A 26,083-nucleotide genomic window follows, 5' to 3' on the forward strand; every position below is an offset into this window, starting at 1 on the left:
GTTAACCAAATTAGTCGCTGCTAATTAAATATAAATACAAAGTTGGCAGCGCAATAATAGTTCAGCACATTTATCTCTCAATAATTGAGCGGATAAACCCTGTGCGTTTAGAATTAAAAGAGAAGCGTTATGACCCAATTCAAAAAAACAGTTACCAGCCGTAGCAGTAATAAAAAAACTTTTGCTATCGCGCAAGAAGCCAAGAATAGTTTGGATCAAACATTATCCAAGTTGAATGCTAATTTAAATGGGCTGACAGAAGAGGATGCCAGGGAGCGACTGGAATTATACGGCATTAATCAGGTAGCACATGAGAAAGCGCCCCCAGCGTTGCTTCAGTTATTGGCAGCATTTAATAACCCTTTTATTTTTGTTTTGATGGTATTGGCGGCAATCAGTTTCTTTACTGATTATTGGCTGCCATTACAACAGGGTGAGGAGACTGATCTGATTGGTGTCACAATTATTGTGACGATGGTATTGATCAGTGGTTTATTGCGTTTCTGGCAGGAGTACCGCACCAATAAAGCGGCTGAAGCCCTGAAATCGATGGTGCGAACCACCGCCACAGTATTACGCCGTAGTAGCCATAGTGCCCAACCGGCAAAACAAGAAATTGCGATTAAGCAATTAGTGCCGGGGGATATCATTCTGTTATCCGCCGGAGATATGATTCCGGCAGATTTACGGCTCATTAAATCCAGAGATTTGTTTATCAGCCAGGCGATCCTGACCGGAGAAGCTATCCCTATTGAAAAGTACGACGCAATGGGGGCCATCAGCTCAAAATCAGTAGATGCGGATGCCAATAGCGAGAGTGAATTACTTGAATTATCTAATATTTGTCTGATGGGAACTAACGTTGCCAGTGGAACGGCAATGGCTGTGGTTGTGGCTACCGGCGGGCATACTTATTTCGGGTCGCTTGCTAAGTCGATTGTTGGCACTCGCGCACAGACGGCATTTGATCGTGGCGTCAACAGTGTCAGTTGGTTATTGATTCGTTTTATGTTGGTAATGGTACCGATTGTATTGCTAATTAATGGTTTTACAAAAGGTGATTGGACTGAAGCGGCACTATTTGCATTGGCAGTTGCGGTTGGGTTAACCCCTGAAATGTTGCCAATGATTGTCAGTTCTAACCTGGCGAAAGGCGCAATTGCTATGTCACGGCGAAAAGTTGTGGTTAAGCGATTGAATGCAATACAGAACTTTGGTGCTATGGATGTGTTGTGCACAGATAAAACCGGCACATTAACCCAGGACCGCATCATTCTTGAACACCACCTGGATGCCAGTGGCAGCAATGACAATAAAGTGCTGCAATTAGCATGGCTTAATAGTTTCCATCAAAGTGGTATGCGAAATCTGATGGATCAGGCGGTCATAAAATTTAGCCGCGGTAAACCTGAAATAGATGCTTTGCGCGGCTTTAACAAGGTCGATGAATTACCGTTTGATTTTATCCGTCGTCGTCTGTCAATTGTGGTAAAAGATGAGCAGCAGCACCAGCGCTTAATTTGCAAAGGTGCGGTGGAAGAGATGCTGAGTATCTGCACCCAAGTTCGCGAGGGAGATAAGATATACCCACTGGATGAAGCCCGCAGAGCCAAATTACTGGCGTTAGCCACACAATATAATGAAGACGGTTTTCGTGTTTTGTTACTGGCAACCCGTGAATTAGGGACTCAGCTCAGTGAATTACCGTTAAATATTAATGATGAACGTGATTTAGTTGTTCAAGGGCTACTGACTTTCCTCGATCCGCCAAAAGAGAGCGCGGAGGCTGCTATCACCGCACTGCGAGAAAATGGTGTTGCAGTAAAAGTGTTAACGGGCGATAACCCGATTATTACGGCAAAAATCTGCCGCGATGTCGGGTTGGAGCCGGGGGAGCCGCTGAGTGGTCGTGATATTGAAGGTATGGATGATGAAACGTTAGCGCGTGAAGTCGAGTTGCGCACAGTGTTTACCAAACTTACCCCTTTGCAAAAATCACGGGTGCTAAAAATGCTGCAAAGCAATGGGCATACCGTTGGTTTTCTTGGCGATGGCATCAATGATGCACCGGCATTACGCGATGCTGACGTGGGGATATCGGTTGATACTGGCACTGATATCGCTAAAGAGTCGGCAGATATTATTCTGTTAGAAAAGAATCTGATGGTGCTGGAGGAGGGGGTTATTATAGGGCGTGAAACCTTCGGTAATATCATCAAATATCTGAATATGACGGCTAGCTCGAATTTCGGCAATGTGTTCTCAGTGCTGGTTGCCAGTGCATTTATTCCCTTCTTACCCATGCTTGCCATCCACCTGCTGTTACAAAACCTGATGTATGACATTTCCCAGCTCTCCCTGCCGTGGGATAAAATGGACAAAGAATTTTTACGCAAGCCGCGTAAGTGGGATGCTAAGAATATTGGCCGCTTTATGCTATGGATTGGGCCAACTTCCTCAATTTTTGATATTACGACTTATGCACTGATGTGGTTTGTTTTTGCGGCTAACAGTGTTGAGCATCAGGCTTTGTTCCAGTCCGGTTGGTTTATTGAAGGTCTGTTGTCGCAGACGTTGGTTGTCCATATGTTGCGCACACAAAAAATACCGTTTATTCAAAGTACCGCCGCCTTACCAGTGCTATTGACGACCGGATTGATCATGGCAATAGGTATCTATATTCCGTTCTCACCTTTGGGAGCATTAGTCGGATTGCAACCATTACCGTGGCAATATTTCCCTTGGTTGGCAGGTACCTTAGTCAGCTACTGTATTGTTGCGCAAATGATGAAGCAATTTTATATTCGCCGCTTCGGTGAGTGGTTGTAATTGCTTCGATTAATGTCTAGGTTTTATATCCGGCAAGACTATTTGTTGCTATCAGGGCATTGATATAACAGTTTCCGGGGCGAGTTGGCCCCGGAATTATTTCGACTATTCATTACTGACGCGAATCACCAACTTGCCAAAATTCTTGCCTTCCAATAGGCCGATAAAGGCTTGCGGCGCATTTTCTAGTCCGTCGACCAAGTCTTCACGGAACTTGATTTTGCCCTGATCAACCCATTGGGTCATTTGCTGTAGGAAATCACCAAAATGATGGCCATAGTCATCAAAAATGATAAATCCTTGCATCCTAATCCGTTTGCGCAAAATGATGCTTTGTAACAGTGGCAAACGATCCGGGCCGTCCGGTAATTCTGTATCGTTATAGCGTGCTATCAACCCGCATACTGGAATACGGGCGCGTGGGTTCAGCAATGGCAATACCGCGTCAAATACCGCACCACCTACATTTTCATAATAAATATCAATGCCGTCAGAACAGGCTTTTTCCAATTGTTGCGCAAAATCTGTTGCCCGGTGGTCAATACAGGCGTCGAAGCCCAATTCTTCCACCACATAGCGGCATTTCTCCGATCCTCCGGCTATCCCGATAACTTTGCATCCTTTTAGTTTACCGACTTGCCCGACAACTGAACCAACCGCGCCACTGGCAGCGGCAACGACCAGGGTTTCGCCCGCTTTGGGCTGACCAATATCCAATAGTCCCATATAAGCCGTGAAACCAGGCATGCCCAAAACGCCCAGAGAGCGTGAAGGATGGGAGAGTTGTGGCCCCAAATTGCGGATACCAGCACCATCCGATAACGTATAGTCTTGCCAGCCACTGTTGGCCAAAACCCAATCACCCACTTGAAACTCCGGATGATTAGAGGCTTCAACGCGTGAGACGGCCCCGCCTACCATGACGTCACCAATTTCAACCGGCGCGGCATAGGAGGGGGCGTCGCTCATACGGCCACGCATATAGGGGTCAAGCGACAAATAGCGAGTGCGAAGTAGCACCTGACCTGCTGCGGGTTGCGCAATAGGTTGAATATCTAAGGTGAAATTTTCGCTGGTTGGTGTGCCATGTGGGCGTGAAGCCAGCAGAATACGGCGGTTACTGGTTTTATCTTGAGGCATCAAATTCCCTTACTTGGACGGAGTAAAAAGGCCGGTAGTGAACATAGCGAATATTAAAAATAACGCGTGTTGAGAATAATAGTAGAACTCGGCGGGATGATTTCAGCTAATAGTGCGGCAACACAGCGAAAGGCATTACGGTGCTGACAGAACGGTTGTCGCAACGCACAGCTACGGGTTAATTAAAGTGGGACGATCAATACGTCGACACTACTGGTATTAATCAGCTTGGCAGCAGAACAGGAGAGTTTATTCATCAGGCTTGTACTGTGGTTACCGCAGATAACTAAATCAATATGCTGCTGTTGGCAAACGTAAGCCATGCTATCAGCGAATTGCCCGTGCACAATGGATCTATCCTCTATGGGATAATCAGCATTAATCGCTAACTCCTCCATAAATAGTTGCGCTTCTTCTTGCAACACAGAACGCAAGTCTCCCAGCATGGGGGCAGCATAACTGCTGTACATTTCTGGCTCAGTTGTCAGGGTGATTAACGAAACCCTGCCATTATAGGGCCGCACGATAGAAACGGCTTTATTAACCAATTGTTGGCTATCGGGTGAAAGGGCAACTGCGACCAGTACATTTCTGTATCCCATCATTAAGCTCCCATAAGCGCGGCTATAGATTAAAGGTTAGGGGAATACACCTTTGATAAATGGGATGTCAGTCACATTTGGTTACGACCAGCCAATAATGCGAGCCGTGATAGGGCGTTAATTAAAATAGTCGCTAATAAGCAATATTTGAAACTTATGTTTCAAACATTATTAATTATTTTTAATTACATTTTATTCACAAATTCCTTGTGGAAACGCGGATATGAACCGCAGTTGAAACTGCGGCAGAATGAAATGTGTGCAATAGCGTTGAATTGAAACATGCAGTTACCTCTGTTGCCTTTTTTAATACATGTTGTTGGGTTTTTTAACGTTAAAAGGTAAATAGGTTAATAAATGGTCGGTAGGCGGTGTTTTGTGAAATCGCATAAATATTCGTTAAAACAAAATAGTTTCGGAAGGGTACTTATAGGATAACCGAACTATAATCCTCTGCTTTAGTCCTTACTGCTGATAATTTTGGGTTATAACAGATTTATGTTCTGCTATTTTGCTTTAGGAATGCTTTTGTTCGAACTGATCTAAAAACACTAAGAATTGGGCCTATATATCTAGTTTTTTAGCTCTTTTCTGACTTGTGAGTGTTTTTTAACCATGAGTGTGAGTGAAAAGTGAACAATTATGAGTGTAAGAAACAGCTTTATATTTTATTTTTGTGATCTATATCACATTACATTTAAAATGAATCACTAGTCACATTGTATGTGCTAACGATTCGGGAGTAGAGTTGGGCCTCTTTAGGAATAATCCTAATATTTTGTAAGAAAAGTTGCATAGCAAGATGCACTATCAGAGCAGCACAAAATCGAGCTGCCAAGTTTACGACATGTTATTTCATACCAAAATGGTATTTTTGTAATGTAACACCAGTAGGTTTTAATTACTTTTAGTTCTATGGGTTTTAATTAACTGTATAGCGGGAAGGATCCCAGGTCTTGGGTGAAGAATTCTATCATCCAACTTATGTTTTAAAACATAATCAGTCGGGATGTATAAAATGAGTACGTCTGAATTACTCAAACATATTTATGATATTAATTTGTCTTACTTGCTTTTAGCACAACGGTTAATTAACGATGAAAAAGCCTCAGCGATGTTTCGTCTGGGTATTACAGATACTATGGCCGACGCATTAGCGCAGTTAACTTTACCGCAAATGGTTAAATTAGCTGAGACTAACCAATTAGTCTGTCATTTCCGTTTCAGTGACCACAACACTATTCATCATCTGACGAAAGAATCGCGTGTCGATGACTTGCAGCAAATCCACACAGGGATCCTATTGTCGAGTCACTTACTCCACGAGCTATCGTTACAAGACGGTAGTGCGCCTAAAAAAAGAGCATGACTGATGGTTGTGAAAAGTATTGTTCAGGAAGCTAAAGACATTCATTTGGCAATGGAGTTGATCACTTTAGGTGCGCGTTTGCAGATGCTTGAAAGCGAAACGCAACTCAGCCGGGGGCGATTAATTAAGCTCTACAAAGAGCTGAGAGGGAGTCCGCCACCTAAAGGAATGCTGCCGTTTTCGACTGATTGGTTTATGACCTGGGAACAAAACATTCATTCATCGATGTTTTATAACGCTTATAGCTTCCTGCTAAAAAGCGGGCAATGCACCGGTGTTGAGGCCGTTATTAAGGCCTATCGTCTTTATCTGGAACAGTGTCCTGATCAGTCTGGAGTACCGCCATTACTGGCGTTAACTCGTGCCTGGACCCTGGTTCGATTCGTTGACAGTGGTATGTTGCAACTCTCAGGTTGCAGTTGCTGTGGTGGGACTTTTATCACCCATGCGCATCAACCACGAAATAGCTTTGTTTGCAGTCTCTGCCAGCCACCTTCCCGCGCAGTAAAAAAACGTAAACTTTCTCCGCCATCTGCCGATATTACTTCACAACTGCTGGATGAGCAGGTTAGACGCGCAGTTTGAGTCTCTTTGAGTTGTCAGAATTTTTTGGTTACAGCTGCGGTATGGATACCGTTCCTGTAGCCAGTTAATGACAATTCATTGCACTCAAAGGGTGCTAACGCCTCACCTTCCACCCACACACTTTGCTAAGGATGTCGCGTGTTAGTTATTTTGGGTTATATCGTGGTCTTAGGTGCGGTCTTCGGTGGCTACATGATTGTTGGTGGCAACCTTGGCGCACTGTATCAGCCAGCCGAATTTTTAATTATCGGCGGTGCAGGTATCGGTGCATTTATCGTGGGTAACAACGGCAAAGCGATAAAAGCGACAATAAAGGTCATGCCAAAATTGATGCGCCGTTCTAAATATAACAAAGTCCTGTATATGGACTTAATGGCGTTACTTTACCGTTTATTAGCTAAATCCCGTCAACAGGGAATGCTGTCACTGGAACGGGATATAGAAAGTCCGCGGGAAAGTGAAATTTTCTCTAATTATCCTCGGATCTTGGCCGATAAGTTATTAGTGGAATTTATTACTGATTATTTACGGTTAATTGTTAGCGGAAATATGAATGCTTTTGAAATCGAAGCACTGATGGATGAAGAGATAGAAACTCACGAACAAGAATGTGAAGTTCCCGCAGGTAGCTTGGCGATGGTGGGGGATTCGTTACCTGCATTCGGTATTGTTGCTGCGGTTATGGGGGTGGTACATGCCCTGGCTTCCGCCGACCGACCAGCCGCAGAACTTGGGGCACTAATTGCCCATGCGATGGTGGGGACGTTTCTGGGTATTTTGCTGGCATATGGTTTTATTTCACCTTTGGCCACCTTGTTGCGTCAACAGAGTGCAGAAACCACCAAAATGATGCAGTGCATCAAGGTGACACTGCTTTCCAGCCTGAACGGATATGCGCCACAAATTGCCGTGGAGTTTGGTCGTAAAACGCTCTACACCACTGAGCGTCCATCGTTCATTGAGCTGGAAGAGCATGTACGCAGAGTGAAAGCGCCGGCACCGCAAGCGACAGAAGAGGACGCATGAAGCATCAGAACCACCCCGTTATTGTGATTAGAAAGCGAAAAGCTAAGCATGGTGGCGGTCATCATGGCGGGTCATGGAAAATTGCTTACGCTGACTTTATGACAGCGATGATGGCCTTCTTTCTGGTGATGTGGTTGCTATCGGTTTCCAGCCCGCAGCAACTGACGCAAATTGCGGAGTATTTTCGGACACCGTTGAAAATAGTGTTGACCAGCGGTGATAAGAGCAGTGCCAGTACCAGTCCGATTCCAGGGGGCGGTGATGATCCCACCCAGCAAGTGGGCGAGGTACGCAAGCACATCGATTCAGAAGAGAGTCGCAAAGAAGAGTATCGACTGAACAAGTTGCGGGAAAAACTGGATCAATTAATCGAATCTGACCCGAGATTGAGAGCATTACGGCCACATCTGTTGATTAACATGATGGAAGAAGGGTTAAGAATTCAGATTATTGATAGCCAGAATCGGCCGATGTTTAAGATGGGCAGTGCGCAGGTAGAGCCGTATATGCGTGATATTTTACGTGCTATAGCCCCTATCTTGAATGACATACCAAACAAAATCAGTCTGTCGGGGCATACCGATGATCTGCCGTATGCCAATGGCGAACGAGGTTACAGCAACTGGGAGTTGTCGGCTGATCGTGCTAATGCTTCACGGCGTGAATTGCTCGCCGGTGGTTTGGATGAGGGGAAAGTGCTGCGGGTGGTGGGTATGGCCTCGACGATGCGCTTGAAAGAGCAAGCAGCGGATGATCCGGTTAACCGTCGAATCAGTATTTTAGTGCTGAACAAACAGACGCAACATGATATTGAGCATGAGAATTTAGATAACAAAGCGCTGGATATAGAAAAAGCCGCGAGCTTAAAGCAGCTTGAGACCAGTGGGACTGTGCCAACCGCGACGCCTGCTGCTGCGACAGCGCCAACGGGTACGGCAACCTCCACCGGGCAACCCGCGACTGGGGCGGTAACAGTATCGGCGGCGGCAGTACCGGTAACGGCAGCACCTGTGAAAACGATAACGCAGCCTGCAACAGCACCACAAACACAACAATCGAGCACGGGGAGCATCACTCCAGCAACCACTGGGCCAACGACATCGTTGCCAGCGGCACCTGCAAGTAATGCACCGGTCTCTCCGACAAGCCGCGACGCACAGTAGAGGTGACACCGTGAGCATGGATATTACCGCGTTTTATCAGACTTTCTTTGATGAAGCAGATGAACTGTTGGCAGATATGGAACAGCACTTGTTATTGCTGGACCCACTGGCACCAGATAAAGAACAACTCAATGCCATTTTCCGTGCTGCTCATTCGATCAAAGGTGGTGCAGCGACGTTTGGCTTTACGGTATTACAAGAGACAACCCATCTGTTGGAAAACCTGTTGGATGGTGCTCGTCGCGATGAAATGCGGTTGAGCACTGATATCATCAACCTGTTTTTGGAAACGAAAGATATTATGCAGGAACAGTTGGACGCCTATAAAACCTCTCAGGAACCTAATGCGGAAAGCTTTGAGTATATCTGCCACGCATTGCGCCAACTGGCATTAGAGGCTTTAGAACAACAAAGCACAGGTACCAACACATCAGTAGCACAAGGGAATGGCGTTGTGATGACTGACACCAAAGTGGGTGGTAAGTCACCGGCATTGGTTCAGGGGGGAATGCGCATTCGCTTGTCTGGCCTGAAAGAGCAAGAAATCCCACTGATGTTGGAAGAGCTAGGCAATTTGGGTGAAGTGAAAGATCCGCATCAAAGTGCTGATAGCCTGGAAGCCACCCTGATTACGTCTGTCAGTGAAGATGATATCAGCGCCGTGCTCTGTTTTGTGTTGGAACCGGAACAGATCAGTTTTATACCCGCTGAATTGCAACCAGAAGCTACAGCTGAAGTGGCTGTAGTGGCGCCGGTTATCGCAGAATTACCGCCAACGGCGGTGGCCCCAGTGGCTGAAACCAACAGTTCCTCTAAAACGGGTGTTATTGCCGCACCGACCAGCCCGGAACATGTAAAACCAAAAGCGAAAGCCAGTGAGTCAACCAGTATTCGCGTCGCGGTTGAGAAAGTTGACCAGTTGATTAATCTGGTGGGCGAGTTGGTGATTACTCAATCAATGTTGGCACAGCGCTCCAGTACGCTGGATCCCGTCATCAACGGTGATTTGCTCAATAGTATGGGGCAGTTGGAACGCAATGCGCGTGACTTGCAAGAGTCGGTGATGTCGATCCGTATGATGCCGATGGAGTATGTGTTCAGCCGCTTCCCTCGTTTGGTGCGCGATTTAGCCAGTAAACTCAATAAGCAAGTCGAACTGACGCTGCTTGGCAGTTCTACAGAACTGGATAAAAGCCTGATTGAACGCATTATCGATCCCCTGACCCATCTGGTTCGTAACAGTTTGGACCACGGTATTGAAGATGCTGAAACCCGTATTGCTGCCGGTAAATCGCCGGTGGGGAATCTGACGCTGTCCGCAGAGCATCAGGGCGGTAATATCTGTATTGAAGTCTTGGATGATGGCGCAGGGTTAAACCGGCAGAAGATTCTGGCAAAAGCGCAGTCTCAAGGAATGGCCATTAATGAGCATATGAGCGATGAAGATGTTGGGATGCTGATTTTTGCTCCCGGATTCTCCACCGCAGAGCAAGTCACTGATGTTTCCGGCCGCGGTGTCGGTATGGATGTGGTTAAGCGAAATATTCAGGAGATGGGCGGCCATGTGCAAGTCAGTTTCCAGGCCGGTCTTGGCACTTCAATCCGTATTTTATTGCCATTGACGCTAGCTATTCTTGATGGAATGTCAGTAAAAGTCAGTGATGAAGTCTTCATCTTGCCATTGAATGCAGTAATGGAATCACTGCAACCTTTGGCTGAAGATTTACACCCGCTAGCCGGCGGTGAACGGGTATTACAAGTGCGCGGCGAGTATTTACCTTTGGTTGAATTGTACCGGGTATTTGATGTTGAAAACGCCAAAACTGAAGCCACTCAGGGCATCGTTGTGATTCTGCAAAGTGCCGGGCGTCGTTATGCACTCTTGGTAGACCAGTTGATTGGTCAGCATCAGGTGGTGGTGAAAAACCTCGAGAGTAACTATCGCAAAGTGCCAGGTATTTCAGCCGCAACCATATTGGGTGATGGCAGCGTGGCATTAATTGTTGATGTGTCGGCTTTGCAGGCATTAAACCGGGAAAAGCGTGTAACGGCTGATGATGTGGTCGCTGCCTAGCAGGTGGACCAATTGAAGCCTGTATGGAACCCGTATGAAAACAGGTATAGGGCACGGAGTGTTCCGGTCCTGAAAACAAACATAAATTCAACCTATTGATTGAAGGGTAAAAACATGGCAGGACTAGCAACCGTCACGAAGCTGGCTGGCGAAACGGTAGGACAAGAGTTCCTGATTTTTACGCTGGGCGATGAAGAGTACGGGATTGATATTCTGAAAGTACAAGAGATCCGTGGCTACGATCAGGTGACCCGTATCGCTAACACCCCGACGTTCATTAAAGGTGTCACTAACTTACGCGGCGTCATTGTCCCTATTATTGATTTACGGGTTAAGTTTGCACAAAAAGGTGTGAGCTATAACGAAAATACCGTAGTGATCGTACTGAATTTTGATCAGCGCGTGGTGGGTATTGTCGTTGATGGTGTGTCAGATGTGCTGTCATTAACCAATGAGCAAATACGTCCTGCACCAGAGTTTGCCGTCACTCTGGCAACTGAGTATCTAACAGGTTTAGGTTCACTCGGGGAAAGAATGCTGATTTTGGTGGATATCGAAAAGCTGTTGAGCAGTGAAGAGATGTCGTTGATTGACTCTGTCATTAAAGGGTAAGTTTCGGTTAATTTGCCTATCGGGTTTCGGTTGATATTCGTTCAGTGATCAGGTGATCTCCTGTCTCATGTCAACCGAACCAATCACCACGCCGCTCTCCATCGAAACCGTGGTCCGTTCTTGTCCGGCCAAAACCTGATGAGGCCGGTTTTCACCTCGATAATAACAAACTGCTAACACTCATCCTCATCTCGTTAAAATAATGTCTCTCTCCGGTAAAGTTCCCCCTCCCAGTGCCGATAACACAGTTAATTAGACGTCCTATGTTTTGGCGTACCTGTGTTTTGACGTACTTATGAAGGGATAACATGTTTAAGCGTATGAAAGTGGTCACCAGCCTCCTGTTGGTGTTAGTGCTATTTGGTGCCTTACAGTTCGTTTCCGGCGGGCTTTTCTTCAATTCCCTGAAAAATGACAAAGAGAACTTTGCGGTTTTACAGGTTATTCGTCAGCAACAGTCGGTGTTGAATGAAAGTTGGGTAAATCTGCTGCAAACCCGTAATACGCTGAACCGCGCAGGCATCCGCTACATGATGGATGTGAATCATACCGGTAGTGGCCCTACGGTGAATGACCTGTTGGCATCAGCCAAAGGGACATTAGGTGTGGCGGCGGAGCGTTTTAAAAGCTACGAACAGATCCCGTTGGATAGCCAGCAAGACGCCGAATCAGCTAAAAAATTAAAACAGACTTATGACCAATATTTTGGTGCGTTAACCGAACTGATCCAATTGATGGAAGCTGGCAAGATCAATGAGTTCTTCGACCAACCCACCTCTAGCTTCCAAAATGCTTTTGAACAGGATTACAACACTTACCTGACACAAAATGATCGCTTGTATGCCTCCGCAGTGGAAGACAGCAACCAGTCATTTAGCTTCGCGATGGGGGTGATTGTTACCGTACTGATTGTGGTATTCGCGGTAATTATTGTTGTTTGGCTTGGCATGCAACACATCTTGATTAATCCGCTTAAACACTTGATAGAACATATTAAACATATCGCTAACGGTGATTTAACGCAGACTATCGAAGTGCATAGCCGCAACGAAATGGGCACATTGGCCGCCAGCCTGAAACACATGCAATCTGAATTGATTACCACCGTCAGTGATGTGCGTTTAGGTGCCGATGCTATCTATAGCGGTGCCTCAGAAATTTCCGCCGGTAACAACGATCTGTCAGCGCGTACAGAACAACAAGCCGCCTCACTGGAAGAAACCGCCGCCAGTATGGAGCAGTTAACCGCCACAGTGAAACAGAATGCTGAGAATGCTCGTCAAGCTAGCCAACTGGCCTTAAGTGCATCGGAAACGGCACAGAAAGGTGGCAAAGTGGTGGCGAATGTGGTGCAAACCATGCATGAGATTGCCGGTAGTTCACAGAAAATTGCAGATATTACCAGTGTTATCGATGGTATCGCTTTCCAGACCAATATCCTGGCGCTGAACGCCGCCGTTGAAGCAGCCCGTGCCGGTGAGCAGGGTCGTGGTTTTGCCGTTGTTGCCGGTGAAGTACGTAACCTGGCACAACGTAGTGCGCAAGCTGCAAAAGAGATTAAAGGCCTTATCGAAGACTCGGTTAGCCGTGTCGATATGGGGTCAGTACTGGTTGAAAGTGCGGGTGAAACCATGGGAGATATCGTTAATGCGGTAACCCGCGTCACCGACATCATGGGTGAAATCGCTTCTGCTTCCGATGAGCAAAGTCGCGGTATCGATCAAGTGGGTCAGGCGGTCACTGAAATGGACCGGGTAACCCAGCAAAACGCCTCTTTGGTGGAAGAATCAGCCTCTGCCGCCGCCGCACTGGAAGAACAAGCCAGTATGTTAACCCAATTCATGTCTGTATTCGTTCTGCGTATGGATAACGGTAGTACTACAAGAGATGTTAGAAAAATAAAGCAGCCGACACAGGATTTGAGCGGAACTGCTAAAAAAACACTGGGAAGTGACCTGCAAGACAATTGGGAAACTTTCTAGTCCCCTACAACCCTTGATACTTGAAATTGCAGGGGTGTTAGCTGCGCTCACGAACCCGAATCACTTACTTGAGTAAGCTCATCGGGGTTCGTTTGCTGGCTGCCTACCTGCAACTCCAATTATTTTGGGTGAACAAAAATAGATAAAGCTGGCCAATGAGCCGGCTGAGAAGAGGTTACGATGTTTGGCCGAATTCGGATTTCTACCAGCTTTTTCCTGTTACTGATATTAATTTGCTCGATACAGTTAATTTCAAGTGGTCTGTCATTTACTGCTTTTCGCTCAGACTACCAAAATTTGAACCGGGTGGATCTCAGTAGCCAGCAACGGGATGCATTAAGCCTCAGTTGGGTATCCTTGCTTCAGGCGCGTAATACCTTAAACCGGGCGGGGACGCGCTCGGCTCTCAAAGTACCTCAGGAGCAAGTCAACGCATTAATGGGCAATGCGCGCAGCTCATTACAGAAAGCGGACCTCTACTTCAATCAGTTTATTGCGGTGCCACGCCTTGATGAGAGTGATAACGGTGGCGAATTGTTGGATGCCACTAAAAACAGTTATCAGAACTTACGGACGTCGTTACGACAACTAATCGATTTTCTGGAAGCCGGTAATTTACAAGGCTTTATGGACCAACCCACCCAGAAAACACAGGATTTGTTCGAAGCCGATTTTTTACAGTATTTGCAGTATGCCAATGAAGTGATTGCTGAGGCCGGTACCCAAAACCAGCAGGCGTACCATCTCTCCATGTGGATATTTGGTGCGGCGATTGTAATGGTAATAGCCATGGCGATTTCGTCGCTTGTTTGGCTGCGCACCATGTTTGTCAGGCCGCTGAAAATTATGCGCGCGCATTTTGACCGCATCGCACGGGGGGATTTATCAGCGCAGATTCATGTCTCCGGGCGTAATGAAATCAGCGAGATGTTTGCCAGTTTACGCATCATGCAGCAGTCGCTTATCACCACTGTTAGTCATGTCCGAGATGGCACTGAAGCAATGCTAACGGGGATTCAGGAAATTTCTGCGGGTAACAATGATTTGTCAGCAAGAACCGAACAGCAAGCGGCGTCTCTGGAACAAACTGCGGCCAGCATGGAGCAACTGACCGCGACGGTCAAACAGAATGCGGATAATGCTCGTCAGGCAACATTGCTGGCGAAAGACGCATCAGCAACCGCTGCCAAAGGGGGTGAGTTGACGGGCAGTGTGGTGACAACTATGCATGATATCGCCACCAGTTCACAGAAGATTGGTGCCATTACCAGTGTTATTGATGGTATTGCCTTCCAGACCAATATTCTGGCGTTAAATGCTGCTGTTGAGGCTGCTCGCGCTGGTGAGCAGGGGCGCGGTTTTGCTGTCGTCGCCGGTGAAGTTCGTAATCTGGCCCAGCGCAGTGCACAAGCAGCAAAAGAGATTAAAGGGTTGATCGATGAATCGGTCAGCCGTGTTCGCCAGGGCTCCACTCTGGTTGAAAATGCGGGTACTACCATGGAAGAGATTGTTCGCTCAGTGACTCGGGTTACCGACATTATGGGTGAAATCGCTTCCGCCTCGGATGAGCAAAGCCGAGGTATTGAGCAGGTTTCACTGGCAGTAACACAGATGGATCAGGTCACTCAGCAAAACGCCGCATTAGTGGAAGAGGCTGCGGCTGCGGCTAACGCACTCGAAGAGCAGGCAAGTATGCTCTCCGATGCAGTGTCTGTTTTTCGTTTGGAGCAGGATAGCGACAGCGGGGAGGGGCAGGCAGCAGACGGCAGTGGTAAACAACCGGCTGTTAAGGAAATTCCAGATTGTCAAACGGCGTAACGAAGACTTTGTTGTGGGGTGAGGCCGGATGAAACCATCATCGATGAAACAGCCATCGCCCCAAGAGTCTGGGTCGATCCTGACTCAGATGATTCAACGGCTCCCGTTGCCGGATGTTCACTTCCGGCGCATATGCCAACTTATTTATCAACGAGCCGGGATAGTACTGGCCGATCACAAACGGGAAATGGTCTATAACCGCCTGGTCAGGCGGCTGAGATTGCTAGGGATTAACGATTTTGGTCAATACCTTGCTTTGCTAGAGACCGACCCGAACAGTGCAGAGTGGCAGGCATTTGTTAATGCCTTGACCACTAATCTGACGGCATTTTTCCGTGAGGCACACCATTTCCCGATTCTGGCTGAACATGCCCGCCAGCGGCCGGGAAGCTATTCGGTGTGGAGTACGGCGGCATCGACCGGTGAAGAGCCGTACTCTATCGCGATGACACTGTGTGATGTGTTGGGAAATAGAGCGGGTTCGTGTCAGGTGTTAGCCAGCGATATCGATACGCAAGTACTGGAAAAAGCGACCAGTGGTGTATACCGGCAAGATGAATTGCGTTCATTGTCGGCACAACAGATGCAACGCTATTTCTTGCGTGGCACCGGCCCACATCAAGGCATGGTGCGAGTGCGCCCGGAATTGGCCAATATGATCCATTTCCAGCAACTCAATCTGTTGGCACCAGAGTGGGCATTACCCGGGCAGTTTGATGCTATTTTTTGTCGTAATGTGATGATTTATTTTGATAAAGAAACGCAGGAGCGCATTCTGCGTCGCTTTGTCCCTTTGCTAAAACCAGGTGGTCTGATGTTTGCAGGCCACTCGGAGAATTTCAGTCAAATTAGTCGGGAATTCTATTTGCGCGGGCAGACCGTTTATGGGCTGACCAAGGAGAGGTGATGAGTAAAATCAGAGTATTGTGCGTTGATGATTCTGCATTGATGCGCCAACTAATGACCGAGATTATTAATAGTCACCCGGACATGGAAATGGTTGCAACGGCTCCCGATCCGTTGGTTGCCCGTGATTTGATCAAAAAATTCAATCCGCAGGTTTTGACGCTCGATGTCGAAATGCCGCGGATGGATGGTTTGGATTTTCTTGAAAAGCTGATGCGGTTGCGGCCGATGCCGGTGGTGATGGTCTCATCATTAACCGGTAAGAACTCTGAGATAACCATGCGTGCGTTGGAGTTGGGAGCGATTGATTTTGTTACCAAACCTCAGCTTGGGATCAGAGAGGGAATGCTGGCTTACAGTGAGTTGATTGCGGAGAAAATCCGTACGGCTGCTAAAGCTCGCCTGCCGCAGCGCGGCCCAGAAAACGCGCCGGTTATGCTTACGCATACACCACTGCTCAGTAGTGAAAAGTTAATTGCAATTGGTGCCTCTACCGGGGGGACAGAAGCTATCCGTATGGTATTACAGCCGTTGCCACCGACCAGCCCGGCACTGTTAATTACTCAGCATATGCCACCGGGTTTTACCCGTTCATTTGCTGAGCGACTTAATAAGCTGTGTCAAATCACTGTGAAAGAAGCAGAAGACGGTGAGCGGGTCTTACCGGGGCATGCCTATATTGCTCCCGGCGATCGGCATATGGAACTGGCGCGTAGTGGGGCGAACTATCAGGTTCGCATTCATGACGGGCCGGCGGTTAATCGCCATCGTCCCTCGGTTGATGTCCTATTTCGCTCAGTGGCGCAGTATGCCGGGCGTAACGCCGTGGGGGTTATCCTGACGGGGATGGGCAATGATGGTGCGGCCGGGTTGTTGGAGATGTATCGCGCCGGTGCTTATACCATCGCGCAAAACGAGGCCAGTTGTGTGGTTTTCGGCATGCCGCGTGAAGCGATTGGTATGGGGGGCGTTAATGAAGTTCTGGATTTGAACCAGATAAGCCAGCGTATGTTGGCGCAGATTAGCAGTGGTCAAGCCCTGCGAATTTAGTAGACATTTTCCGGTGGAAATCGGGCGTTGATAGTTAATCGCTCAGCGGTGAGCAACAAACCTTAGGAGTTGGTATGGCGGATAAGAATCTCAGATTTTTGGTGGTAGACGATTTTTCGACCATGCGTCGTATTGTCAGAAACCTGCTGAAAGAGCTGGGTTTTAACAATGTGGAAGAGGCCGAAGATGGCGTCGACGCATTGAATAAATTACGTGCGGGTGGCTTTGATTTTGTGGTTTCTGATTGGAATATGCCGAATATGGATGGCCTGGACCTGTTGAAAACTATCCGTGCCGATGGTGCTCTTGGTACTTTGCCGGTTCTGATGGTAACCGCCGAAGCGAAAAAAGAGAATATCATCGCAGCAGCGCAAGCAGGTGCCAGTGGTTATGTAGTGAAACCTTTCACTGCCGCTACCTTGGAAGAGAAGCTCAATAAGATTTTTGAAAAGTTGGGTATGTAAGGAGGCGAGATGAGTAACCATCAAATGCCCGCAACAGATGCGGCATCGGCCAGTGATATAATAAGCCGCATTGGCCAATTGACGCGGATGTTACGCGACAGCCTGCGCGAATTAGGTCTTGATCAGGCGATTGCACAGGCTGCGGAAGCCATTCCAGATGCGCGTGATCGACTGGATTATGTCGTTCATATGACGGCTCAGGCCGCAGAAAGAGCACTGAACTGTGTTGAGGCAGCACAGCCGCGCCAAAATGAGCTGGAGTCATCGGCGAAGGCGCTTAAAGTTCGTTGGGACGAATGGTTTGCTAATCCTGTCGAGCTGTCAGATGCCCGCTCTCTGGTCACTGATACCCGTGAATATCTGGAAGTCGTACCGCAACATACCTCATTTACCAATGCACAATTGTTGGAAATCATGATGGCGCAAGATTTCCAGGACCTTACCGGTCAGGTTATCAAACGCATGATGGATGTGGTGCAAGAGATTGAGAAGCAGCTATTAATGGTACTGATGGAAAATATCCCAGATATGCCATCTAAACCGCAAAAATCTGCTGACAGTCTACTCAATGGGCCACAACTGGATAAGAATGGTGCTGGTGTTATTGCCAACCAGGATCAAGTTGATGATCTGCTAGACAGTTTAGGCTTCTAAGCCGACTGATCGACCATAATAGGCAGGTGAGGGGATATCTCATCTGCCATTATTTCTCGCTGGATTTATCGTCGTGATAATCTCATTTAAAACCGGCTATTCCTGGCGTTGCGGCTGATCGTGTTCTTCATCCCTTTTCCTTCATCTATCACTGGCTGTAGACGTTCCTGGCTATCAAATTTGACGACAGCCAATCCCCCAACAGGCTACTGAGCCTGACATGATGTATTCATCCGAGAAATAACCCCCTAATTGCTGCTTTGTTCCATCCATAACCTTGCTGAATATTTGTCATGCTAGACAGCAATTTTTTATTTCCTAATTATCTGATATGGGAACGCTTACGCTGAACAGGAAAACCTGCTGTGGCTGAAGATAGCGACGCGGAAAAGAGCGAGGAACCCACAGCCCACAAGCTGGAGAAGGCTCGCGAAAAAGGCCAAATACCGCGTTCGCGCGAACTGACCTCGATGCTGATGCTCGGGGCCGGTTTGGCGATCCTGTGGGTATCTGGGGAGTCGATGGCTCGCCAACTGGCGGCGATGATTGCCCAAGGACTGCATTTTGACCATGGCATTATCAGCGATGATAAGCAAATGTTGCGCCAAATAGGGACGCTGCTGAGTCAAACGATGATGGCATTACTGCCCATCTTTGCCGGATTGGTGATCGTGGCGCTAGCAGTACCGATGCTGTTAGGTGGGGTGCTGTTCAGCGGAGAATCCATCAAGTTCGATTTTCAGCGGATGAGTCTGATTGCGGGCTTAAAGCGCATGTTTTCTTCTCAGGCACTGGCCGAATTGCTGAAAGCCATCCTCAAGGCCACGCTGGTCGGTTGGGTCACGGGAATATTCCTCTGGCATAACTGGCCAGATATGATGCGGTTGATGGCAGCCCCGCCAGTGGCGGCTTTAAGTGATGCTGTCCACTTGATTATTTTCTGCGGACTGGTGGTGGTATTAGGCCTGACCCCGATGGTCGGATTCGACGTGTTTTTCCAAATAACCAGCCACATTAAAAAATTACGTATGACCAAACAAGAGATACGTGATGAATTCAAAGATCAAGAAGGTGATCCACATGTGAAAGGGCGCATTCGTCAGCAGCAACGGGCTATGGCTCGTCGCCGAATGATGGCTGATGTCCCTAAAGCTGATGTAATAGTGACCAACCCAACCCACTATGCTGTTGCCTTGCAATACAACGAAGCAAAAATGAGTGCACCCAAGGTGCTGGCGAAAGGTGCTGGCGCAGTGGCACTGCGTATCCGCGAGTTAGGTGCAGAGCATCGTATTCCGTTATTAGAAGCGCCGCCGCTGGCCAGGGCACTGTTTCGGCACAGCGAGGTAGGCCAACATATTCCAGCCACCCTTTATGCCGCGGTGGCAGAAGTTCTTGCCTGGGTATACCAGTTGAAGCGTTGGAAACGGGAAGGCGGGCTAATCCCGAAAAAACCTGAACATCTGCCAGTGCCGGAAGCACTGGATTTTGCAACAGAGAGTGAGACTGACTAATGGCTAATTTGGCCGCCCTGCTACGTTTACCGGGCAATTTTAAAGATACGCAGTGGCAAATCCTTGCCGGGCCAATTCTTATCCTGATGATCTTGTCGATGATGGTGCTGCCGCTGCCGCCCTTCATCCTTGATTTGCTGTTTACCTTTAATATCGCGCTGTCCATTATGGTGCTGTTGGTTGCCATGTTTACCCAACGCACGCTGGATTTTGCCGCCTTCCCAACCATTCTGTTGTTCTCAACGCTGTTGCGTTTATCGCTAAACGTCGCCTCCACCCGTATCATTCTGATGGATGGGCATACCGGTGCGGCGGCTGCGGGCCGTGTGGTGGAAGCGTTTGGTCACTTTCTGGTTGGTGGCAACTTTGCCATCGGCATCGTGGTCTTTATTATTTTGGTCATAATCAACTTTATGGTTATCACCAAAGGGGCGGGGCGTATTGCCGAAGTGGGGGCGCGCTTTGTTCTGGATGGTATGCCCGGTAAGCAGATGGCGATCGATGCCGACTTAAATGCCGGCTTGATTGGTGAAGACGAAGCCAAAAAACGCCGTTCCGATGTTACGCAAGAAGCTGACTTCTACGGTTCAATGGATGGGGCCAGTAAATTTGTTCGTGGTGATGCGGTTGCCGGGTTACTGATCATGGTGATTAACGTGGTCGGCGGCTTACTGGTCGGGGTGCTTCAGCACGACATGGCGGTGGGCCATGCAGCAGAAACCTATACCTTGCTGACGATTGGTGACGGCTTGGTAGCACAAATCCCGGCATTGGTTATCTCGACGGCGGCGGGCGTTATCGTGACCCGCGTCAGTACCGACCAGGATGTTGGCCAGCAAATGGTCACCCAGCTATTTAATAACCCACGCGTGATGGTGCTGAGTGCCAGTGTCCTCGGGTTACTGGGGATGGTGCCTGGCATGCCTAACTTTGTCTTCCTGCTATTCACCAGCGCACTGTTGGCATTAGCCTGGCGCTTACGTGGTAAGCAAATGAAGCAACCGATGGTGGCAGAATCACCGGTGGTGCAAGACCAGCAACAAGCCACTGAAGCGACCTGGTCAGATGTTCAACTGGAAGATCCGCTGGGTATGGAGGTGGGGTATCGCCTGATTCCGATGGTGGATTTCCAGCAAAATGGTGAGCTGTTGGGGCGGATTCGCAGTATTCGTAAAAAGTTTGCTCAAGAGATGGGATACCTGCCACCGGTGGTGCATATCAGAGATAATCTGGAACTGCCGCCAGCAAACTATCGGATATTAATGAAAGGGGTCGAGATTGGCAGTGGCGAAGCTCATCCCGGCCGTTGGTTAGCCATTAACCCCGGCAATGCGGTTGGCTCGTTACCCGGTGAGGCCACCCATGATCCCGCCTTCGGATTGGCGGCGGTTTGGATTGAAAGTGCATTACGTGAGCAGGCGCAGATTCAAGGTTTTACCGTGGTTGAGGCCAGCACCGTCGTGGCGACCCATCTAAACCATCTGATTAGCCAATTTGCTAGCGAACTGTTTGGCCGCCAGGAAACCCAGCAATTGCTGGACAGAGTTGCGCAAGAGATGCCGAAGCTGACGGAAGACTTCATTCCCGGCGTCGTCACCTTAACCACGCTGCATAAAGTACTGCAAAATCTACTAATGGAGCGGGTATCCATTCGCGATATGCGCACCATTATCGAGACACTGGCTGAACATGCGCCAAACCAGACCGACCCTTACGAATTAACAGCGGTAGTTCGAGTGGCGTTAGGGCGCTCCATTGCGCAACAATGGTTCCCAGGAACCGGCGAGATTCAGGTCATCGGGCTGGATGCGGCATTAGAGCGTTTGTTACTACAGGCGCTGCAAGGTGGGGGTGGTCTGGAGCCAGGTCTGGCTGACCGTTTGTTGGATCAATCTAAACAAGCGCTGCAACGTCAGGAGATGCTGGGTGCACCGCCGGTGTTGCTGGTTAACCATGCACTGCGGGCACTTTTAGCCCGTTTCTTGCGCCGCAGTTTGCCGCAGATGGTGGTGCTGTCTAATCTGGAAATTGGCGATAATCGCCAGATCCGTATGACATCAACGATAGGAGCTGCTTGATGCTAACTCGTCTCTCCCTAATGTTGGCTACACTACTTCCGGTATGTGTATTGCCGTTGAATGCTGTCGCTTCAGGCACTTGGGTGGCGGACGATATTGGGGTTACGCAGGGTTTGCGCGGGGTAGCTACCTCGTCGGCGGTACTGCAACCACCGGTAGCGCTGGCGCAGGAAAATGCGCGCATCGTGTCGGTTGGCTGGCGCTACCAATTAATGTCGACAGCGCCAGAGGGGTTACAGGTTAAATTATGCACCCCGACCCGTTGTATGCCACTTGAGGGTGGCAGCGGACAGAGCCGGGGACTGGCGGGAGAGGCGGCAGCAACTCAACTGAGGTTTGTTTACTTTATTGCCGGTAAAGGCCGAGTCAACCCGCCGTTGCAAGTGATCAGCAATCAGGTGCTGGTCAATTATCGCTAAAACCAGACGAAGGGGTAATAGCAAGTCATACAGAAATAGACCGGATGTTCGAGCTGATTGTTGGTCTCAACGGCCTGCACTGCCTGACTCATTGACAGTGCTGCCGCCCCGCAAAAAAAACACCCCAGTAGCAGACTTACATACCTTTTTTTCATATCTCCTCCTTGAAACTAAGCACATTTGCTCAGTTTCAGCAGACTAAAACATCGGAGAAAAACAGGAAAACTCATTTTTTAAGTAGGTAGAAAGCATTGAGGGCACGAGTCAATTAACGCGGAGGAACGGTACGGATATAAGCCTCGACTGAGCGGCGGTTTATATCCGTAGGGATGAGGTTTTAAATACCGATCTTGCGGCCCAGTAGACTGGCACCTTTAGAATGACCATCTGGCCCGTATAGTGACTGGCCGTGGCGGGTATTCAATACTGCCAGCGCCTGAGTATTATGCTCAATATGCTGTTGTAGCAATAATCCATTGTGCAAATTACTGTACTGAAGGTTCTCAGCCAACTGCAAGATACGTTGCCAACGTATTGCCAACTCTTGAATCTCGCTATAAGGCGCCTGTATATTGGCCGCAATTTCGGTGGTGAGCCGGGTTTGATCCAGATAAGCCAAGGTGGCCAGTATTGAACTTTTTTGTTCCGTCACACCTTGCAGCACGACACCTTGAATCCGACCGGAGCAGAGTAATTGCTGCTCTTGTGCTACCACAGTCGTCAGTGACTCGAGAAGTTCCAGTTGCTGGTCCAAATTGGTCTGTAGTCTTTCCACCACCACGTATCCTTTTACGGTTAACGACTGTTTTGCGGTTAACGATTGTTCTAGGGTTAATGACTTTTGTTATGTTTAGCTATTTCTCAGATCATCCGCGACATTCTTTAACAGAGCATCGGCAATTTTACCGGTGTCCATCGTTAGTTGACCTGAACGGATAGCCTGTTTTAAGGTTTCTACACGTTCTACGTTGATGTCCTGGCTGCCCGGTTGCATCAGTTTTGCCTGCGCATCACTTAATTTAACCTCAGTACCACTCACCTGTGCTTTTGTTTGGGCAGAAGGCTTACGCATCTGCTGCGCAATGTCACTGGTTTCCCGTGGCTGCACTTGCGATACCTGTAATAACGGTTGAGTGCGATCAATACTCATGTTGTGTTGCTCCCTCTATAGCGGGATTGACGTTTATCGACCCGCGAGACTTTTATCTTTTAACAAAAAGAAAGGCGGGATTGTCACTGTGCTACCCGCAAATAACTGCATACCAGAGTTATCGGCAAAGGTTAAAAAAACTTTAATCACTATAACATAATCCGAATTGTGCCATCTTCGGCCACGGTGCCACTGACGATTTGGCCAGATGCCATGCGCACCCGAACGTTATCCTGTATGGCGGCGTTGTTCATCGCTTTACCATTGCTGTTAACATTAAATCCTTCTCCCTGTGCCAAAACTTGCACCTCTTGCCCTGCTTTAATGACCCATAATCGACGCAGCATATTGCGCGTCAGCGGCTGGCCGGCACTGATTTGCCGCAAGCTGACGGCACCTTGAGCAAAATGTGAATCCAGCAAGGCGCCGGGGGGGAGGGTATCCAACCGGCCTTGTTTCATCTGAATATCAGACACGGCAATTTTCTCACCAGCTGCCAGTTGGCGGCCAGCCACAGCATATTGTCCACTAACCTGCACTTGTGTCTGAATAAAACGGCGAACCCCCTCACAGCGTACGGACAAACTGATATTGCCCCACGGGCGCGCATTGGCAGGCAGCGTAATTTCTGGCACTTCGCATTGTGGCCATTGGTTCTGTGGCGTTTTGATAACCACCTTAACCTGACTCTCTTTATCCGGGTATTGCTGTTGGAAGAATTGATTTACCTGCGTTGATAAATCTGCCGCCATCGCTGAATGAGTGACGGTCTGACTCAGCAATAGCACCCCCCAAGCCAACTTTATGACGCCATTTTTATTCATTGTCATCAATCTCCTTTCTGCCGGTGTAACCAGGTAATACCAGGGCACACCTCTTTTGCACACTAGTGTACCTGTAGCGCGATGAGGTTAAGGGGACAAATAGCGACGCATTTTGCTCTTATTCTGGCGATAGGCTTTCCTATACGGCGTTTATGCTGTCGACTCCAAATTCTAACCTTGCGGGGGGACTATGCTCGACAAACTGGACGGTGCTCTGCGTTTTCAACAAGAGGCGCTTAACTTGCGTGCGCAACGACAGGAGATCCTGTCGTCCAATATTGCAAATGCGGATACACCCGGCTTTCAGGCACGTGATATTGATTTCTCCAGCCAACTGAAAAAAGTGATGGAGCAAGGCCGTGCCACAGGTACAGGGGTGTCGCTCAGTTTAACGTCAGCCCGTCATATCCCGGCAAGCACCGTTGCGCCACCTGACCTTGACCTTTTATTCCGGGTTCCAGACCAGCCGGCGATGGACGGTAACACGGTTGATATGGATCGTGAACGTACTAATTTTGCCGATAACAGCCTGAAATATCAGACCGATTTGACCGTTCTTGGCGGCCAGATCAAAGGGATGATGTCAGTGTTACAACAAGGATAAGACGTATGTCTTTACTGAATATTTTTGATATTGCCGGTTCGGCATTATCAGCCCAATCGCAACGGTTGAACGTCAGCGCCAGTAACATGGCCAACGCCGATAGCGTTACCGGCCCGGATGGTCAGCCTTATCGTGCCAAGCAAGTGGTGTTTCAGGTAGCGGCTCAACCAGGGCAGGAAACCGGCGGGGTACGTGTATCACAAATCGTTGACGATCCCGCACCGGATCGTTTGGTGTATCAGCCGGGTAATCCGCTGGCTGATGCCAAGGGTTATGTCCGCATGCCCAACGTTGATGTAACAGGGGAAATGATTAACACCATTTCGGCCTCGCGTAGCTATCAAGCCAACGTTGAAGTGCTTAATACCACTAAATCTCTGATGCTCAAGACGCTAACACTGGGTCAATAACAGGAGCTTGTATACATGGCCATTACCAATTCCCTGACCGATAGCGATTACGGTATTACCAGCACTAGCGGGACCAATTCCACCACCGGTAGCGGTAGCACCAGTCAGGATTTGCAGAACAGTTTCCTGACGTTGCTGGTTGCCCAGTTAAAGAATCAGGACCCGACTAACCCAATGCAAAACAACGAGTTGACAACGCAATTGGCGCAAATCAACACCGTAAGCGGCATTGAAAAGTTGAATACTACGCTGGGTTCCATCTCCGGGCAGATTGATAGCAGCCAGTCGCTGCAAGCCAGTAGCCTGATTGGCCACGGCGTGATGATCCCTGGCACCACGGTGTTGGCAGGCAGTAAAGATGGCACCGTCACCACTACGCCATTTGGTGTTGAGTTAGAACGTTCAGCAGACAAAGTGACGGCAACCATCAGCGACAGCAATGGTCTGGCAGTACGCACCATTGAAATCGGTGGCCTGTCAGCAGGTGTCCACTCCTTTACCTGGGATGGTTCACTGGAAGCGGGCGGTAATGCGCCAGATGGTGCTTACACCGTGACGATCGCCGCCAGCAGTGGTAGCGAGTCACTGGTTGCTACTCCGCTGAGCTATGCGGTTGTTAATGGTGTGACCCGTGGCAGTGACGGTTCCAAGCTGGATCTGGGCCTGGCGGGGACTATCACCATGGATAAAGTCCGTCAGATTTTGTAGGTCAGAGATCAGTCTTAAGCAGTAACCAAACAAACACCACGGTGAGTTAACTAATTGAAAAAACTTACCTTAATTTTTAAATAGCGTTTGATATGTCATCAA

The 26,083-nt window shown here is 48.5% G+C and carries 24 protein-coding genes and 1 pseudogene; 19 read left to right on the top strand and 6 right to left on the bottom strand.

Annotated features, from left to right (window positions below):
- The first annotated feature begins 129 nt into the window (after positions 1 to 129).
- Complete coding sequence (gene mgtA, locus ACWJJO_RS08950; RefSeq protein ID WP_372569015.1) at positions 130 to 2,829, top strand: magnesium-translocating P-type ATPase; 2,700 nt, start codon at positions 130 to 132, stop codon at positions 2,827 to 2,829.
- Positions 2,830 to 2,934: 105 nt separating this feature from the next.
- Here mgtA and ACWJJO_RS08955 read toward each other — a convergent pair whose 3' ends face one another.
- Positions 2,935 to 3,969 (bottom strand): NADP-dependent oxidoreductase, encoded by a 1,035-nt coding sequence (locus ACWJJO_RS08955; protein ID WP_083159177.1) that lies wholly within the window; start codon positions 3,967 to 3,969, stop codon positions 2,935 to 2,937.
- 182 nt (positions 3,970 to 4,151) lie between these two features.
- Complete coding sequence (uspC, locus tag ACWJJO_RS08960; RefSeq protein ID WP_083163715.1) at positions 4,152 to 4,571, bottom strand: universal stress protein UspC; 420 nt, start codon at positions 4,569 to 4,571, stop codon at positions 4,152 to 4,154.
- 1,018 nt (positions 4,572 to 5,589) lie between these two features.
- On the opposite strand from uspC, the gene flhD reads away from it, so the two are divergent.
- The 15 genes and pseudogenes from flhD (at position 5,590) to ACWJJO_RS09035 (ending at position 22,285) form a co-directional block, all read left to right on the top strand.
- Positions 5,590 to 5,940, top strand: coding sequence for a flagellar transcriptional regulator FlhD (gene flhD / locus ACWJJO_RS08965; protein WP_193784677.1), 351 nt, complete (start codon positions 5,590 to 5,592; stop codon positions 5,938 to 5,940).
- A gap of 3 nt (positions 5,941 to 5,943) precedes the next feature.
- Positions 5,944 to 6,525: a flagellar transcriptional regulator FlhC gene (gene flhC, locus ACWJJO_RS08970; protein ID WP_083159175.1), complete on the top strand. Its 582-nt coding sequence runs from the start codon at positions 5,944 to 5,946 to the stop codon at positions 6,523 to 6,525.
- A gap of 138 nt (positions 6,526 to 6,663) precedes the next feature.
- Positions 6,664 to 7,551, top strand: a complete 888-nt coding sequence (gene motA, locus ACWJJO_RS08975) for a flagellar motor stator protein MotA (RefSeq protein WP_083159174.1) — start codon at positions 6,664 to 6,666, stop codon at positions 7,549 to 7,551.
- Positions 7,548 to 8,714 carry a flagellar motor protein MotB gene (gene motB / locus ACWJJO_RS08980; protein WP_481090934.1) on the top strand — a complete coding sequence of 389 codons (1,167 nt, stop codon included), beginning with the start codon at positions 7,548 to 7,550 and terminating at the stop codon, positions 8,712 to 8,714. Before motA ends, motB begins: the two co-directional genes overlap by 4 nt.
- A gap of 16 nt (positions 8,715 to 8,730) precedes the next feature.
- Positions 8,731 to 10,788, top strand: coding sequence for a chemotaxis protein CheA (cheA, locus tag ACWJJO_RS08985; protein WP_193784823.1), 2,058 nt, complete (start codon positions 8,731 to 8,733; stop codon positions 10,786 to 10,788).
- Between the two features lie 114 nt (positions 10,789 to 10,902).
- Complete coding sequence (cheW, locus tag ACWJJO_RS08990) at positions 10,903 to 11,400, top strand: chemotaxis protein CheW (protein WP_083159171.1); 498 nt, start codon at positions 10,903 to 10,905, stop codon at positions 11,398 to 11,400.
- A gap of 308 nt (positions 11,401 to 11,708) precedes the next feature.
- Positions 11,709 to 13,260: pseudogene (locus ACWJJO_RS08995) on the top strand (methyl-accepting chemotaxis protein); the annotation flags it as partial.
- A gap of 302 nt (positions 13,261 to 13,562) precedes the next feature.
- Positions 13,563 to 15,200 carry a methyl-accepting chemotaxis protein gene (locus ACWJJO_RS09000; RefSeq protein ID WP_083159169.1) on the top strand — a complete coding sequence of 546 codons (1,638 nt, stop codon included), beginning with the start codon at positions 13,563 to 13,565 and terminating at the stop codon, positions 15,198 to 15,200.
- A 28-nt stretch (positions 15,201 to 15,228) separates the two neighbouring features.
- Positions 15,229 to 16,107: a protein-glutamate O-methyltransferase CheR gene (gene cheR / locus ACWJJO_RS09005; protein WP_372558662.1), complete on the top strand. Its 879-nt coding sequence runs from the start codon at positions 15,229 to 15,231 to the stop codon at positions 16,105 to 16,107.
- Positions 16,107 to 17,156 (top strand): protein-glutamate methylesterase/protein-glutamine glutaminase, encoded by a 1,050-nt coding sequence (locus ACWJJO_RS09010; RefSeq protein WP_083159168.1) that lies wholly within the window; start codon positions 16,107 to 16,109, stop codon positions 17,154 to 17,156. The genes cheR and ACWJJO_RS09010 overlap by 1 nt, the downstream gene beginning before the upstream one ends.
- A gap of 74 nt (positions 17,157 to 17,230) precedes the next feature.
- Positions 17,231 to 17,620, top strand: a complete 390-nt coding sequence (gene cheY, locus ACWJJO_RS09015) for a chemotaxis response regulator CheY (RefSeq protein WP_049605622.1) — start codon at positions 17,231 to 17,233, stop codon at positions 17,618 to 17,620.
- 9 nt (positions 17,621 to 17,629) lie between these two features.
- Complete coding sequence (gene cheZ, locus ACWJJO_RS09020; protein ID WP_083159167.1) at positions 17,630 to 18,274, top strand: protein phosphatase CheZ; 645 nt, start codon at positions 17,630 to 17,632, stop codon at positions 18,272 to 18,274.
- A gap of 365 nt (positions 18,275 to 18,639) precedes the next feature.
- Positions 18,640 to 19,788, top strand: coding sequence for a flagellar biosynthesis protein FlhB (gene flhB, locus ACWJJO_RS09025; RefSeq protein ID WP_083159166.1), 1,149 nt, complete (start codon positions 18,640 to 18,642; stop codon positions 19,786 to 19,788).
- Positions 19,788 to 21,866: a flagellar biosynthesis protein FlhA gene (gene flhA / locus ACWJJO_RS09030; protein WP_083159165.1), complete on the top strand. Its 2,079-nt coding sequence runs from the start codon at positions 19,788 to 19,790 to the stop codon at positions 21,864 to 21,866. The genes flhB and flhA overlap by 1 nt, the downstream gene beginning before the upstream one ends.
- Positions 21,866 to 22,285 (top strand): flagellar protein FlhE, encoded by a 420-nt coding sequence (locus ACWJJO_RS09035; protein ID WP_083159164.1) that lies wholly within the window; start codon positions 21,866 to 21,868, stop codon positions 22,283 to 22,285. Before flhA ends, ACWJJO_RS09035 begins: the two co-directional genes overlap by 1 nt.
- Here the strand turns inward: ACWJJO_RS09035 and ACWJJO_RS09040 are convergent.
- The 4 genes from ACWJJO_RS09040 to flgA form a co-directional block, all read right to left on the bottom strand.
- Positions 22,282 to 22,440 carry a hypothetical protein gene (locus tag ACWJJO_RS09040; RefSeq protein ID WP_193784676.1) on the bottom strand — a complete coding sequence of 53 codons (159 nt, stop codon included), beginning with the start codon at positions 22,438 to 22,440 and terminating at the stop codon, positions 22,282 to 22,284. The two genes, ACWJJO_RS09035 and ACWJJO_RS09040, sit on opposite strands and share 4 nt — an antisense overlap.
- Before the next feature lie 182 nt (positions 22,441 to 22,622).
- Positions 22,623 to 23,063 carry a flagella synthesis protein FlgN gene (locus ACWJJO_RS09045; RefSeq protein ID WP_083159163.1) on the bottom strand — a complete coding sequence of 147 codons (441 nt, stop codon included), beginning with the start codon at positions 23,061 to 23,063 and terminating at the stop codon, positions 22,623 to 22,625.
- Positions 23,064 to 23,135: 72 nt separating this feature from the next.
- Positions 23,136 to 23,435: a flagellar biosynthesis anti-sigma factor FlgM gene (gene flgM, locus ACWJJO_RS09050; RefSeq protein WP_481090935.1), complete on the bottom strand. Its 300-nt coding sequence runs from the start codon at positions 23,433 to 23,435 to the stop codon at positions 23,136 to 23,138.
- Between the two features lie 149 nt (positions 23,436 to 23,584).
- Entirely contained in the window at positions 23,585 to 24,265 is a 681-nt protein-coding gene (gene flgA, locus ACWJJO_RS09055) for a flagellar basal body P-ring formation chaperone FlgA (RefSeq protein WP_083159161.1), read from the bottom strand.
- Positions 24,266 to 24,449: 184 nt separating this feature from the next.
- Here flgA and flgB point away from each other — a divergent pair, with 184 nt between their 5' ends.
- The 3 genes from flgB to flgD are packed head-to-tail and all read left to right on the top strand — an operon-like array spanning position 24,450 to position 25,981.
- Entirely contained in the window at positions 24,450 to 24,863 is a 414-nt protein-coding gene (gene flgB / locus ACWJJO_RS09060) for a flagellar basal body rod protein FlgB (protein ID WP_083159160.1), read from the top strand.
- Between the two features lie 5 nt (positions 24,864 to 24,868).
- A complete protein-coding gene (gene flgC / locus ACWJJO_RS09065; protein WP_005189321.1) occupies positions 24,869 to 25,273 on the top strand; it encodes a flagellar basal body rod protein FlgC in 405 nt (134 codons plus the stop codon).
- Positions 25,274 to 25,288: 15 nt separating this feature from the next.
- Positions 25,289 to 25,981, top strand: coding sequence for a flagellar hook assembly protein FlgD (gene flgD, locus ACWJJO_RS09070; RefSeq protein ID WP_083159159.1), 693 nt, complete (start codon positions 25,289 to 25,291; stop codon positions 25,979 to 25,981).
- The last annotated feature ends 102 nt before the right edge of the window (positions 25,982 to 26,083 follow it).

This window comes from Yersinia antarctica (assembly GCF_056636475.1).